Here is a 12,760-nt window from a genome sequence, read left to right on the forward strand (position 1 = left end):
ACGGTGATGACTGGATGACGGTCTCGTTCATCGGCGTAAGGCACCACAGCCCGGCCTGCGCGCGGCTCGTCCGCCGGACGATCGAGGCGCTGCGGCCCGCGTACGTGCTGATCGAGGGCCCCGCCGACATCAACGGGCGCCTCGGTGAGCTGACGCTCGGGCACGACCTGCCGGTCGCCGTCTTCACCCACTACCGCGACGACGAGCGTGCGCACCTGTCGTGGACGCCGTTCTGCGCGTACTCGCCCGAGTGGGTCGCGCTGACCGCGGGGCAGGCGGCGGGCGCGCAGGTGCGGTTCATCGACCTGCCCGCCTGGCATCCGGCCTTCGCCGACCGCAGCAACCGCTACGCCGACGCCGAGCAGCGCTACGCCGACGTCATGGAACGGCTGTGCGGCGCGTTCGCGGTCGACAACGTGGACGTGCTCTGGGACCACATGGTCGAGGTCGAGCCGGACGACGAGTTGGAACGCAGGCTCGAGACCTACTTCGACCTCGTACGCGGCGAGGCGTCGGCGGGCGAGAGCGACACCGCGCGCGAGGCCTACATGGCCGGGTGGGTGCGGGCGGCCGAGGCCGAGGCGGGGGATCGGCCGGTCGTGGTCGTGAGCGGCGGCTTCCACCGCCCCGCCCTCAAAGAACTCGCCGCGAACGGGCCGACGGAATGGCCGCAGGTGCCGCTCCTGCCTGACGGCGCCAAGGGCGGGAGCTACCTCGTCCCCTACTCGTTCCGGCGCCTGGACTCCTTCACCGGCTACCAGTCCGGGATGCCGTCGCCGGAGTACTACCAGCGGCTGTGGGAGAGCGGGCCGGAGGGCGCCGCCGCGGGCCTCACCGAGGTCGTCGTCGCCCGGCTGCGCAAGCGCAAGCAGTATGTCTCGACCGCCGACCTGATCGCCGCGCGGACGCTGACGGAAGGCCTGGCCAGGCTGCGCGGGCACCGCGTCCTGGCACGGACGGACCTGCTGGACGGCCTGGTCGCCGCGCTGGTCTCCGACGACCTCGAACAGCCGCTGCCCTGGACGCGGCGGGGCACGATCGTTCGCGGGACACATCCGGTCGTCGCCGCGATGGTGGCCGCGCTGAGCGGCGACCGGGTGGGGCGCCTGCATCCCGACACCCCGGCGCCGCCGCTGGTCCACGACGTCACCGCCGAGCTCGAACGGCTCGGCCTCGACCACGAGGGCACGGTGACGCTCAGCCTCGGCGACGACGCCGACCTGGCGCGCAGCCGCGTGCTGCACCGGCTCAGCGTCCTGGGGATTCCCGGGGTGGAACGCGACTCGGGTCCGGCGGCGGGCGACGACCCGACTCTTGAGGAACGCTGGACGCTCACCCGCGACGAGATGCGGCTGTCCGCGCTCATCGAGGCGGGCGCGCACGGCGCGACGCTGCTCGACGCGGCCGCCGCCGTGCTGGGCCAACGGACCGCCGCCGCGGGCACGGACATGGGACGGCTCGGCGGAGTCCTGTTCGACACCGCGCTCTGCGGCTGCATGGACCTGTCCGACGAGATCACCAAGGTCATCACGGCGAGCGTCGGAAGCGCCTCCGACGTCGCCGGACTCGGAGGCGTGCTCGCCACCTCACTGGGGCTCTGGCGGCATGACCGGCTGCTCGGCACGGCGCGCAGCGCGCTGCTCGGCACGGTCGTCGAACTCTGCGTCACCCGAGTGCTGTGGCTGGTCGAGGGGGTGCGCGGCGGTCCGGCGCCCGCCGACCTCGGGCGCCTGAACGCGCTCGCCGCGACCCGCGACGCCCTCGTTCACGCGGCCGGGCCGCTCGGGCTGGACCGGGACGTCGCCACCGGCGTGGCCCGGCGGATCAGCCTCAACGCCGAGGCTCCGCCCGACCTGCGCGGCGGCGCGTTCGGGCTCGGCTGGTCGCTCGGCGACGCCGCCGACCCGGTCCGCGCGGTACGGGGCGCCGCCGGTCCGCACATTCTGGGCGACTGGCTCGCCGGGCTGTTCGCGCTCGCCCGCGAGGAGGTGCTGACCGAGTCCGGGGTGCTGACCGTCCTGGACGAGATGGTCAGCGGATTCGGCGAGGAGGACTTCCTGGTGGCGCTGCCCGCCCTGCGGCAGGCGTTCGAGTACTTCCCACCGCGCGAGCGCGAGACGATCGCCAAGGGCCTGCTCGACCTGCGCGGGCTCAAAGGCTCGGCGCGCAGCCTGCTGAAGGGCGGCGGCGACCCGCTCCTGATCGCCGAGGCGCGGGCCTTGGAGGAGAAGGTGGAGCGGCTGCTGGCGGGGGAGGGGCTGTCGTGACCGATCCGGGCCTCGAACGCTGGCGGCTCATCCTCGGCGCGCCCGCCGATCAGGCCTGCGGCACCCCCGAGGGCGACGCCGCCGGGCAGGCCGCCGCGCTCGACTGGCTCTACGGCCGCGACGGCGACCTGGAGAAGCGCGGCGTGCGGAAGGGGCCGCGGCGAGGCGGCTCCGGGCAGGCCGAGCTCACCACCGTGGACTGGCTGGACGACGTCCACCGGCTCTTCCCCAAGGAGACCATCGAGCGGCTCGAACGGGACGCGATCGAGCGCTACGAGATCCTCGACGTCGTCACCGACCCGTCCGTGCTGGAGCGGATCGAGCCCAACCCGGCCCTGCTGCGCGCCGTGCTCCGCACCAAGCACCTGATGAACCCCGAGGTCCTCGCCCTCGCCCGCCGCATCGTCGAGGCGGTCGTCCGCGACCTGCTCGAACGGCTGGCCACCGACGTCCGGCGGGCGTTCTCCGGCACCCGGTCACGGCAGCGCAGCCGGTTCAAGCAGTCGCGCAACTTCGACTTCCACGGCACCATCCGCGCCAACCTCGGGCACTACCGGCCCGACGAACGCCGCGTCTACATCGAGGAGCCGCGCTTCGTCTCGCGAGTCAACCGGCACATGGAGCGCTGGCAGCTGATCCTGCTCGTCGACCAGTCCGGATCGATGGCCGGCTCGGTCATCCACGCCTCGGTCACGGCCGCCTGCCTGTGGGGGCTGCCCGGCCTCAAGACGCATCTGGTCGCGTTCGCCGGTGACGTCGTCGACCTCACCTCCGACGTGACCGACCCGGTGGAGCTGCTGATGAAGGTCCAGCTGGGCGGCGGCACCGACATCGCGCGGGCGGTCGACTACGGCGCCTCCCTGATCGAGAACCCGCGCCGCACGATCTTCGTGGTGATCAGCGACTTCTTCGAGGGCGGCGACGCGGGCCGCCTGGTCCGGTCGGTCAACGGCCTGGTGCAGAACGGCACGCACGTGCTGGGCCTGGCCGCGCTCGACGAGGAGGCCACGCCCGCCTACGACCACGAGATGGCCCAGCGCCTCGCCGACGTCGGCGCGCACGTCGGCGCCATGACGCCCGGGCAGCTCGCCGCGTTCGTGGCCGAGAGGATCACCCGATGAGCGAGCGGAGCGAGCGCTCCGGGGGGCGTGGGGGGTCGTCTCCCCTCGGGAGGCAGAGATGACCGCCCGCGCCGACCTGCTCGCGCTCACCCCCGAGGCGCTCGCCGCCCTCGCCAACCGTGGCCTGGTCAAGCGCGCGACCAAGGACCTCGACGCCGGGACGGCGCCAGAGGTCACCGTGGACCCCGACGGCACCGTGCGCGGGCGGCTGCCCGACGGCACCGAGACCGCGCTGCCCGCCGGGGCGGGCCTGGAGGCCGCGACCTGCACCTGCGCGGCCAACGGCGTCTGCCGCCACCAGATCGGCCTGGTGCTCGCCTACCAGCGCGCCGCAGAGCAAGGCTCCGATCAGGTCCCGGCGGGGAGCGGGAGCGGGGCGTCGTGGTCGCCCGGCGAGATCGACGACGAGACGCTCGCTCGGGTGCTGGGTGAGCGACCGGTCGCGGCCGCGCGCCGTACGCTCAACGCCGGTTACGTCGCCCGCGTTCACCGCGCCACCGAGGCCGACCCGGAACCGAGCGTCGAGCTGCCGACCTGCACCGTCCGCTTCCTCGTGCCGAACGAGCTGTCGTACGCGCACACCGACGCCGCGGCGGGCCGGCGCGCCGAGGTCGTCGCGCTCGCGGTCTGGGCGTTCCGCGCCGCCGACGAGCGCGGCCTGACCGGCGACGACGTGCGTCTGGAGGTGGGGGAGGGCGGGCCGGGCCCGGCCCGCGACCTGTCGGGCACGCTCGAGATCGCCGACCAGATCCTCCTTGACGGGGTCAGGCACGCCGGGCCGCTGCTGGCCGCCACCCTCGAACGGGTCGCGCGGGACCTCACGGCTCAACGGCTGCACTGGCCCGCCGCGGCGGCTGAGGAGATCGTGGAGCAGCTGGCCGCCTACCGTGACCGCCACGCGGCCCACCACGCCGAACGGCTCGCCGAGCTGATCACCGAACTGCACGCCCGCCACCGGGCCGACGGCTCCTCGCCGCGATCCCAGGTGCTGGGCACCGAGGAGTCCGCCGAGACGCCGCTGCGCCGCGTACGGCTGACCTCGCTCGGCTGCCGGGTCGCGGGCGACGAGGGCGAACGCACCGCGCACGTCTACCTGGCCCAGCCGGACGCGGGCATCGTGCTGACGCTGAAGCGCCGCTGGGCCGAGGAGATCACCGGGAGCGCACTGGCCGGGCGCCGCGTCGCCGGGGTCGCGCTCGGCACGTTCGCGACCGCCAACATCGTCTCCGAGAGCGCCACCCGCAGCGCCAGCCGTTCGGTCCGGCTCGCGATCGGCCGGGTGGCCAAGACGACCGTCACCCCGCTCGGCAGGGCCTGGGAGAACCTGCCCGAGCAGATCATGATCCGCGACTTCACGCGGGCCGCCGAACGGTTGAGCCTGCTGCCGCCGCGCCTGATCCGCCCGCGGATCGAGGCCGAGCTGGTCCGGGTGGCCGAGATCGCCGAGCTGCGCCAGATCGGTTACCACGCGGGAGACCAGCGGCTCGACGCCGTCATCGCCGACGGCCAGGGGGCGACCGCGGTCGTCTCGATCTCCTACGATCCCGTCCGGCCCGGGGCGCTGGACGCGCTCGACGCCGCCCTGCGCGCCGAGCCGCGTTTCGTCAGCGGCACGCTGCGCCGGTCGCGGGGGACGCTCATCATCGACCCGATCGCCGTGCTCGGGCGGGACGGCGTCACCGTTCCCGACCTGGCGCCGGGGGAGGGCGACGCCGCTCTGGAGAAGGCGGCCGCGGCGGGCTCCGACCCGCTCACCGGCGCGCTCGACGCGGCCCTCACCGCCTGCGCGGACGCGGCGCACCACGGGCTCGCCCAGGTGTCGCCGGGCCTGCGTGGCCGGATCGAACGGACCGCGCGGGACCTGGAGAAGGCGGGCCTGCGGGCCGCCTCCGCCAAGGTCGCGGACCTGGCCGCGGCCCTGGCTGGAGACGACACCGCGCGCATGGTCCGGGCCTGGACGGACGCGCAGATCCGGCTCATCACCACCGCCGAGCTCCGCTAGACGGTCAGGACGATCTTGCCCTGGGTGCTTCCGGACTCGAGGACCTGATGCGCCTTGGCGGCCTCCTCCAGCGGGAACGTCTGGTCGACGTGCACCCGCAGCCTCCCCGCCTCGACGAGCTCGGTCAGCGCCTCCAGCCCCACCTGGTCGGGCTCCACCGCGATGCCCGCGAACCGGCGCCCGGCCGCACGGGTCCGCTCGGCCAGCTCCACGTCGCGGCGTCCGACGATCGTGACCAGCAGGCCGCCCGGTCGCAGCACCTCGATCGACCGCCGCGCGGTGTCGCCGCCCACGGTGTCGAGGGCCACGTCCACGTCCCGTACGGCCTCGGTGAAGTCCACCTTGCGGTAGTCGACGACCTCGTCGGCGCCGAGCGCGCGCACGAAATCCGCCTTCGTGGCGCTCGCCGTGCCGATCACGTACGCGCCGCGCGCCTTGGCGATCTGGACGGCGAGATGACCGACCCCGCCGCCCGCCGCGTGCACCAGGACGCGCTGCCCCGGCCGTACGTCGGCGGTGTCCACCAGGCTCTGCCAGGCGGTCAGCCCGGCCAGCGGCAGCGCGGCGGACTGCACGTGGTCGAGCCCGGCGGGCTTGCGTGCGAAATGACGCGACGGCGCCGCCACGTACTCGGCATAGGCGTTGGCCGCACGAGGGAAGAACGGCATCCCGTAGACCTCATCGCCTACCTCGAAGCGGGTCACTCCCGGCTCCAGGTCCTCCACCACGCCCGAGACGTCCCAGCCGAGGATGAACGGCGGCTCCCCGAGCAGCGGGAAGTGGGCGCCCCGAATGAACGGCTCCACCGGATTCGTGCCGACCGCCTTCACCCTGACCAGCACTTCCGTCGCCAGCGGGACCGGGCGTTCCACCTCCGCGAGCTCCAGGACCTCGGGTCCGCCGAACGACTTCTGAACGATCGCCTTCATTGATGTGCTCATGCGGATGAGAGTAGGTATCCGATGGGAACCGGTAGGTAACCTTGGTCCGTGACCTCCCGCGACGAGTACGGCAACGTCTTCCTGGCCGATTGCCCGGCCCGGCTGGCCGTCGAGATCATCGCCGACAAGTGGGCCGTGGTCGTGATCTACGGCCTGAGCGACGGCCCGCTCCGCCACGGTGACCTGGTCACCCTCATCGGCGGCATCTCCAAGAAGGTGCTGACCCAGACGCTGCGCAGGCTCCAGCAGTACGGGCTGGTCTCCCGGCAGGCCTACGCCGAGGCGCCGCCCCGGGTGGAGTACGCCCTGACCGACCTCGGCCGCACGCTGGTCGAGCCCATCGCGATGCTGACCCGCTGGTCGGAGGCCAACGGCGGCGCCATCCTCGACGCCCAGGACCAGCAGGCCGCGCATGACGAGCAGGCCGCGCAGGCCGACCGGGACGAACTCGCGGCGACCTGACCGCTCCGCCCGGCTCGGCTCGGCTCGCCGATCCGGCTACAGCAGCAGCCCCATGTAGTACTCGTCGATGTCGGAGCCGCCCATCCACAGGATGCGGCGGCGCAGCCCCTCGACCATGAACCCGCAGCTCAGGTAGAGGTTCATGGCGACGCGGTTGTGAGTCATCACGTTCAACTCGAGCCGCCGCATGTCGCGGGCCCGCGCGTGTTCGACGGCCGCGTCCAGCAGCGCCCGCCCGATGCCCTGCCCGGCGCGTTCGGACCGGACGCCCATGACCACGTAGCCGCTGCGCCGGGCCCGCACGTAGGGGAGCACGGTCACGCTGACATAGCCCGCGAGCTCGCCGGTGTCGGCCGCGATGTAGGTGTAGGACGGGTCCCCGCCGGGACGGCGCTGCTCGGCGAGGCGGTCGCGCAGGTCACCAGGGTCGGTGGGGCGTTCGCCGGGTTCCAGGACCATGAAGCGGGACTCGCGGTCGAGCGTCGACTGCAGCTCCAGAAGCGCAGCCGCGTCACCGGGTCCGGCGAGGCGGATCTGTCCTTCCATGGGGCGATGATGCCGTAATGAAGGTCATCGGGTCACCGAGTCACCGGATCAGATCGGGAGGGCGCCGCGAGGATGGCCGCGCTCGCGGCCACAGCCGGTGAGGGCCAGCACGCCGTGGCCCTCGACCCGGGTGTGCGGACCGAGCGATCCCGGATCGACCGACGCCCGCGCGGCGAACGTGGCCGCGTCGCAGCTGTCGGGCACGGCGTATTTGATCTTGGCTGCCTCGTAGGCCGCGAAGAGGGCGTGGGGGTCTCCGGTGTCGACGCCGTCGAACGCCTCGTCGGGGAGGCCTTCGACATGCGGCAGCAGAAGGCCCGCCTCGGCCGGATGGGGCGGCCCGAGCTGCTCGTCCGGCTCGTGCACGTCGTAGTAGCGCGTGATCTGCCCGCCCTCGGCGACGCACCAGCCGGTCCAGCCGTCGCCGTCGCTCATGCCGTACCAGTGGGCCGTGCCGAAACGCAGGCTGAGCGCGGCGCACCTGGCGAGCATGGCGGCACGGCGCTCCTCGTAGGTGCCGGGCTCGGAGCGGTGGGCGTCGTCGGACGGCTCCCCGAAGATCAGTGTCCAGCCGTCGAGCCGTGGGCTGACGTACACGCGGGAACATCGGCCGTGGTCGACGTCCCACGCATGGGAGTCGTGGTTCCACGCGGCCGCGCCGAGCCGCATCGTGACGGGCTCGGCCGCTCCGAGGTCGAACGCGTCCAGGACCGCCTCCTGGTCGCCGGTCGGCAGGGCGAACCACGAGCCGCACAGATGCATGGGCTCGGGCTCCTCCCTCCGCATCTTGAGCCGGATCAACCGGCGCACGACCGCCAGGTCCCGCTCGTCCAGAACGCCGGGCCCGCCGACAGCCGCCAGCGCCTCGAGCGCATGGCGGCGCGACGCTCCCCGCGTCGTCCGCCGCCGGTCCTGCAGCAGCGGGATCACCTCGGGCCCGAGCTTCTCCAGAGCCCAGCGCGTGCGCTGCCGCACCTCGTCGTCCGGATCGTCCAGCAGGTCGAGCAGCTCGGCCGCGTAGGGGAGCGCGGGCTCGGGCCGGCACTGGAAGACGTACGCCGCGTTGTCGCGCACCCTCGGGTGGGGATGGTGGAGGGCCGGCAGGAACGCGGTCAGGTCGTCGACCTGCAACCCGGAGAACGCCCAGCCCGCACGCCGCGCGACCTCGCGGGTGGGCGCGGCCGCGATCGCCTCGGTCAGCGGGCCCAGCGCGGGCGTCCCGATGCCGCGCAGCACGACCGCGCTCGTGACCCAGTCGACCGCCGACGACTCGTCGCACAGCACCGCCAGGACGGGGCCGACCGCCGCGGCGCCGAGCTCCACCAGGGCGGCACTCGCCGCCTTGACCTGCTCGTCGTCGGAATCGGCCAGCCCGTCCAGCAATGCCTGAATCTCCACGCCGCGAGACACTACCTCCCGGCAGGGACATTCAGGGGCGTTCGGCCAGGTGCGTCAGCGCGGAGCGGCCGTGCTGGACCGCATCACGACCCGGCCGGGAACGCGCTCGACCCGGCTCCGGCGGCCGCGCGGCTCGCGCAGGGCGAGGTTCATGACGCGCTCGCCCATCTCGTTCAGCGGCAGCGCGACGGTGGTGAGCGGCGGGGTGAGGTCGCCGACGATCGGGATGTCGTCGAACCCGGCCAGCGACAGCTGGTCCGGCACGCTGATCCCGGCGTCGCGGAACGCCGTGAGTGCTCCTATGGCCATCACGTCGGTGACGGCGAAGACGCAGGTGGGACGCAGCCCCCGGCGCATCAGCTCGGTGGCGGCGGCGTGCCCGCCGTCGCGGGTGAACGCGGCCTCGATGACGTGGTCGTCGGCCACGGAGACGCCCGCCTCGGCCAGTCCGTCACGGAAACCCGCGAGCCGGTCGGACACGGTGGTGAGCGCGTGTGGCCCGCTCAGCACCGCGAAGTCGCGGTGGCCCAGCGCCAGCAGCGAGCGGGCCAGCTCGGCGGCGCCCTCGCGGTTCTCCGGCAGGACCGCGTCGACCTTGAGGCTGCGGTGGCGGCTGATGACCGCGACCCGCCCGCCCGAACGCAGGTACGGGTCGAGCTCGGCGGCCATCGCGTTCTCCCAGTTGCGGTCCTCGAAGCCCGAGCCGATCAGCAGGATCGCGCGGGCCCGCTGGGCGCGCAGCATGGCGACGTAGTCGATCTCGCGGGCGGCGTCGCGGAACGTGCTGGCCAGCATGACCAGCTGCCCGTGCTCGGCCGCGGTGCGCATCACCCCGCGCGCGATCGCGGCGAAGTAGGGGTCGCTGACGTCGTGGCAGATCACCCCGATGGCCTGGCTGGACGCCCCGGCGAGCGCCTGCGCGTGCGCGTTCGGCGTGTACGCCAGCGCCGCCGCGGCGGCCAGCACGCGTTCGCGCAGGTCCGCCCGCACCTGGGAGGTGCCGTTCAGAACGCGCGAGGCGGTCGCCAGCGAGACCTCCGCCTGCTTTGCGACGTCCAGCAGCGTCACGTGCGCCTGTTCCCCCGCCACCCTGGCTCCTCCCGATCAGGAACGATGCCCCGTCCGGCCCTCTTGACCTGGCTATCGGGCGTCCATATCGTACTACAGAAAGCGCTTTCTGAATGCGCTTACCACGCCATCGATGGAGGTCGCTCATGGTGAGTTCGGGCACGGTCTCCGGTGCGCAGGTGGCGGGGGTCGCCGAGCGCACCCGGCCCGGCGCCGCGGAACGGGCACGGGACGGGTTCACCCGGGCCTGGCGCCCGGTGGCGCTGCTGGCGGCCTGCGTGGCCGCCTGGTGGGCGATCACCGCGTTGGAGCTGGTCGAGCCCTACCAGGTTCCCTCGCCCGGCAAGACCTTCGACGTCCTCACCGGCAAGTGGGGCTACATCTGGCACCACACCTGGGTGACCACGTACGAGACGCTGCTCGGCTTCGCGATCGCGACCGCCGTCGGCATCCTCGCGGCGGTTGTGATGGTCTACTCGGCCACGGTGGAGAAGACCCTCTACCCTGTCCTGCTGTTCGCCCAGGTCATCCCCAAGATCGCGATCGCACCGCTGTTCGTGGTCTGGCTCGGCTTCGGGATGGGACCCAAGATCCTGGTCGCCGTGCTGATCGCGTTCTTCCCGGTCGTGATCGCCATGGTCACCGGCCTGAAGGCGGTGGACCCGGAGATGCTGGAGCTCTCGGCCACCATGGGCGCGCCGCCGATGAAGACGTTCATGAAGATCCGGTTCCCGGCCTCGCTGCCGTACCTGTTCTCGGGCCTCAAGGTCGCCGTCACGCTGGCCGTCACCGGCGCGGTCGTCGGCGAGTTCGTCGGGGCCAACGAGGGCCTCGGCTATGTGATCCTGCAGGCCAACGGCAACCTCGACACCCCGATGCTGTTCGCCGGCCTGGTCGTGATGTCGGCCATCGGCGTCATCCTCTTCGTCCTCGTCGAGCTCGCCGAGGCACTGCTGCTGCCGTGGCACGCCAGCCGCCGGAGCGCGGCCGTGACCACCTCCTACTGATCCTTCTCCTCACCTCACAGATATCGACGGAGGGCCACCCCCATGAGACCCCCCTTCAAGACCCGTACCCTCGCGGCCGTCGCGCTCGTGCCGCTGCTCGCCCTGAGCGCCGTCGCGTGCGGCGACTCGGGCAAGAAGACCAAGAGCGCCTCGGGCAAGGAGCTCGACAAGGTCACGCTCACCCTCAACTGGTACCCCTACGGCGAGCACGCGCCGTTCTACTACGGCAAGCAGAAGGGGATCTACGAGAAGCACGGCATCGCGCTGGACATCAAGGCCGGCCAGGGCTCGCAGAAGACCGTCCAGGCGACCGCGGCGGGCCAGACCGACTTCGGCTGGGCCGACACCTCGGCGCTGGCGACGGGCGTGGGCCAGGGCCTGCCGATCAAGAGCATCGGCGTCTTCCTGCAGACCACGCCCGCCTCGGTCCAGGCGTTCTCCAGCAAGTCCATCAAGGCCCCGGCCGACCTGAAGGGCAAGAAGATCGCCCTCACCGCCGGTGACGCGCTCTCCAAGACCTTCCCGGTCTTCCTCAAGAAGAACGGCGTCGCCGACGGGGACGTGAAGATCCAGAACACCGACCCGGCAGGGAAGATGGCCGTGGTGCTGTCGGGCCAGGTGGACGGGCTGGTCGGGTTCGCCAACGACCAGGGCCCCACGATGCAGAACAAGTCGGGCAAGCCGATCTCCTACCTGCGCTACTCGGCGTTCGGCCTGAACTACTACTCCAACGGCCTGGTCGTCGGCGACAAGAAGCTGAAGAGCTCGCAGGACCTCGCCAAGCGGATGTTCGCCGCGACCAGCGAGGCGTGGGCGGCGGCCGAGCAGGACCAGGCGGGCGCGGTGGCCTCCATGGCCGGCGCCTCGCAGCAGCTGCCCCCGGCGCCGGTCCTCACCGACCAGTTCAAGACGACGCTGACGCTGCTGCACACCGACGCGACCAAGGGCAAGGCGCCCGGGATCAACACCGCGGCCGACTGGACGCAGACCGTCGGGGTCTTCGCCCAGTCCGGGCTCATCACCAAGGCGGAGTCGCCCGACAAGTACTGGGCGAACGACCTGGCCAACCAGGGATGACGGCGGGGAGATGAAGATCGCCAGCAAGGACAGGACCAAGACGGACCCGGGCGCGACGGCGGCCGGCGACGGCGCCGTGGGCGGCGCCGCCGTCGAGCTCGACGACGTGGCCGTGCGGTTCCGTACCAAGAAGCGGGACGTCACCGCGCTGCACGACGTGTCGGTGAGCGTCGACCAGGGCGAGTTCCTCGCCATCGTCGGACCCTCCGGCTGCGGCAAGTCGACGCTGCTGAAGCTGGTCGCCGGCCTCCTGAAGCCGTCGACGGGCGGCGTCCGGCTACGCGGTGAGGAGGTCACCGGGCCGCGCAAGGACATCGGGTACGTGTTCCAGCGCGCCGCCCTCCTGGAGTGGCGCAGCGCTCGGCGCAACATCCTGCTGCAGGCCGAGATGCGCGGCATGCCCGCCGACAAGGCCCGCGCGCAGGCCGACAGGCTCATCGAGATGACCGGGCTCAGCGGGTTCGAGGGAGCCCTGCCGCACGAGCTGTCGGGCGGCATGCAGCAGCGCGTCGCGCTCTGCCGGGCGCTCCTGCACGAGCCGCCCGTGCTGCTGATGGACGAGCCGTTCGGCGCCCTGGACGCGCTCACCCGCGAGCAGATGAACGTCGAGCTGCACCGCATCTGGAGGGAGACCGGCACCACCGTCCTGCTGGTCACCCACTCGGTGGCCGAGGCCGTGTATCTGGCGAACCGCGTGGTGGTCATGACCAGCCGGCCGGGCACCGTCGCCGAGATCATCGACGTCGGCCTGCCCGCCGAACGCAACTACGCGGCGACCATGGCCCGGCCCGAGTTCGCCAGGGCCACCGGCCGCATCCGAGAGCTGCTGGGCGCCGGCCCGCAGGACAACGACTAGACGGCCTCCCGTGCC

At 72.6% G+C, this 12,760-nt stretch carries 11 protein-coding genes; 7 read left to right on the plus strand and 4 right to left on the minus strand.

Features of this window, described 5'->3' with window-relative positions; translation table 11 throughout:
- Window positions 1-14: 14 nt before the first annotated feature.
- From J4573_RS26300 to J4573_RS26310, 3 genes are read left to right on the plus strand one after another with little or no spacing between them, the layout of a single operon-like run.
- Entirely contained in the window at window positions 15-2,267 is a 2,253-nt protein-coding gene (locus J4573_RS26300; RefSeq protein ID WP_208258535.1) for a DUF5682 family protein, read from the plus strand.
- Window positions 2,264-3,388, plus strand: coding sequence for a VWA domain-containing protein (locus tag J4573_RS26305; protein ID WP_208258536.1), 1,125 nt, complete (start codon window positions 2,264-2,266; stop codon window positions 3,386-3,388). Before J4573_RS26300 ends, J4573_RS26305 begins: the two co-directional genes overlap by 4 nt.
- 58 nt (window positions 3,389-3,446) lie before the next feature.
- Complete coding sequence (locus tag J4573_RS26310; protein ID WP_208258537.1) at window positions 3,447-5,390, plus strand: YehQ family protein; 1,944 nt, start codon at window positions 3,447-3,449, stop codon at window positions 5,388-5,390.
- On the opposite strand, the gene J4573_RS26315 is transcribed toward J4573_RS26310, so the two are convergent.
- A complete protein-coding gene (locus tag J4573_RS26315; RefSeq protein ID WP_243773614.1) occupies window positions 5,387-6,331 on the minus strand; it encodes an NADP-dependent oxidoreductase in 945 nt (314 codons plus the stop codon). The two genes, J4573_RS26310 and J4573_RS26315, sit on opposite strands and share 4 nt — an antisense overlap.
- Before the next feature lie 48 nt (window positions 6,332-6,379).
- Between J4573_RS26315 and J4573_RS26320 the strand changes: the two genes are divergently transcribed.
- A complete protein-coding gene (locus J4573_RS26320; protein ID WP_208258538.1) occupies window positions 6,380-6,793 on the plus strand; it encodes a winged helix-turn-helix transcriptional regulator in 414 nt (137 codons plus the stop codon).
- Between the two features lie 36 nt (window positions 6,794-6,829).
- Here J4573_RS26320 and J4573_RS26325 read toward each other — a convergent pair whose 3' ends face one another.
- The 3 genes from J4573_RS26325 to J4573_RS26335 are packed head-to-tail and all read right to left on the minus strand — an operon-like array spanning window position 6,830 to window position 9,826.
- Entirely contained in the window at window positions 6,830-7,339 is a 510-nt protein-coding gene (locus J4573_RS26325; RefSeq protein ID WP_208258539.1) for a GNAT family N-acetyltransferase, read from the minus strand.
- Between the two features lie 48 nt (window positions 7,340-7,387).
- Window positions 7,388-8,737, minus strand: a complete 1,350-nt coding sequence (locus J4573_RS26330) for a HEAT repeat domain-containing protein (RefSeq protein WP_208258540.1) — start codon at window positions 8,735-8,737, stop codon at window positions 7,388-7,390.
- A 54-nt stretch (window positions 8,738-8,791) separates the two neighbouring features.
- Window positions 8,792-9,826, minus strand: coding sequence for a LacI family DNA-binding transcriptional regulator (locus J4573_RS26335; RefSeq protein ID WP_208258541.1), 1,035 nt, complete (start codon window positions 9,824-9,826; stop codon window positions 8,792-8,794).
- A 125-nt stretch (window positions 9,827-9,951) separates the two neighbouring features.
- Here J4573_RS26335 and J4573_RS26340 point away from each other — a divergent pair, with 125 nt between their 5' ends.
- The 3 genes from J4573_RS26340 to J4573_RS26350 are packed head-to-tail and all read left to right on the plus strand — an operon-like array spanning window position 9,952 to window position 12,745.
- Complete coding sequence (locus tag J4573_RS26340; RefSeq protein WP_208258542.1) at window positions 9,952-10,812, plus strand: ABC transporter permease; 861 nt, start codon at window positions 9,952-9,954, stop codon at window positions 10,810-10,812.
- 42 nt (window positions 10,813-10,854) lie between these two features.
- Window positions 10,855-11,889, plus strand: a complete 1,035-nt coding sequence (locus tag J4573_RS26345) for an ABC transporter substrate-binding protein (RefSeq protein ID WP_208258543.1) — start codon at window positions 10,855-10,857, stop codon at window positions 11,887-11,889.
- Window positions 11,890-11,899: 10 nt separating this feature from the next.
- A complete protein-coding gene (locus J4573_RS26350) occupies window positions 11,900-12,745 on the plus strand; it encodes an ABC transporter ATP-binding protein (protein WP_208258544.1) in 846 nt (281 codons plus the stop codon).
- Window positions 12,746-12,760: the final 15 nt, after the last annotated feature.

Origin of the sequence: Actinomadura barringtoniae (genome assembly GCF_017573505.1) — a bacterium.
GTDB classification, from domain to species: domain Bacteria; phylum Actinomycetota; class Actinomycetes; order Streptosporangiales; family Streptosporangiaceae; genus Spirillospora; species Spirillospora barringtoniae.

Bases quoted from the DNA above. Each gene is read 5' to 3' on its own strand.
- J4573_RS26300 (WP_208258535.1), top strand. From the start codon at position 15: ATGACGGTCTCGTTCATCGGCGTAAGGCACCACAGCCCGGCCTGCGCG.
- J4573_RS26310 (WP_208258537.1), top strand. From the start codon at position 3,447: ATGACCGCCCGCGCCGACCTGCTCGCGCTCACCCCCGAGGCGCTCGCC.
- J4573_RS26315 (WP_243773614.1), bottom strand. From the start codon at position 6,331: ATGAGCACATCAATGAAGGCGATCGTTCAGAAGTCGTTCGGCGGACCC.
- J4573_RS26325 (WP_208258539.1), bottom strand. From the start codon at position 7,339: ATGGAAGGACAGATCCGCCTCGCCGGACCCGGTGACGCGGCTGCGCTT.
- J4573_RS26340 (WP_208258542.1), top strand. From the start codon at position 9,952: ATGGTGAGTTCGGGCACGGTCTCCGGTGCGCAGGTGGCGGGGGTCGCC.
- J4573_RS26345 (WP_208258543.1), top strand. From the start codon at position 10,855: ATGAGACCCCCCTTCAAGACCCGTACCCTCGCGGCCGTCGCGCTCGTG.
- J4573_RS26350 (WP_208258544.1), top strand. From the start codon at position 11,900: ATGAAGATCGCCAGCAAGGACAGGACCAAGACGGACCCGGGCGCGACG.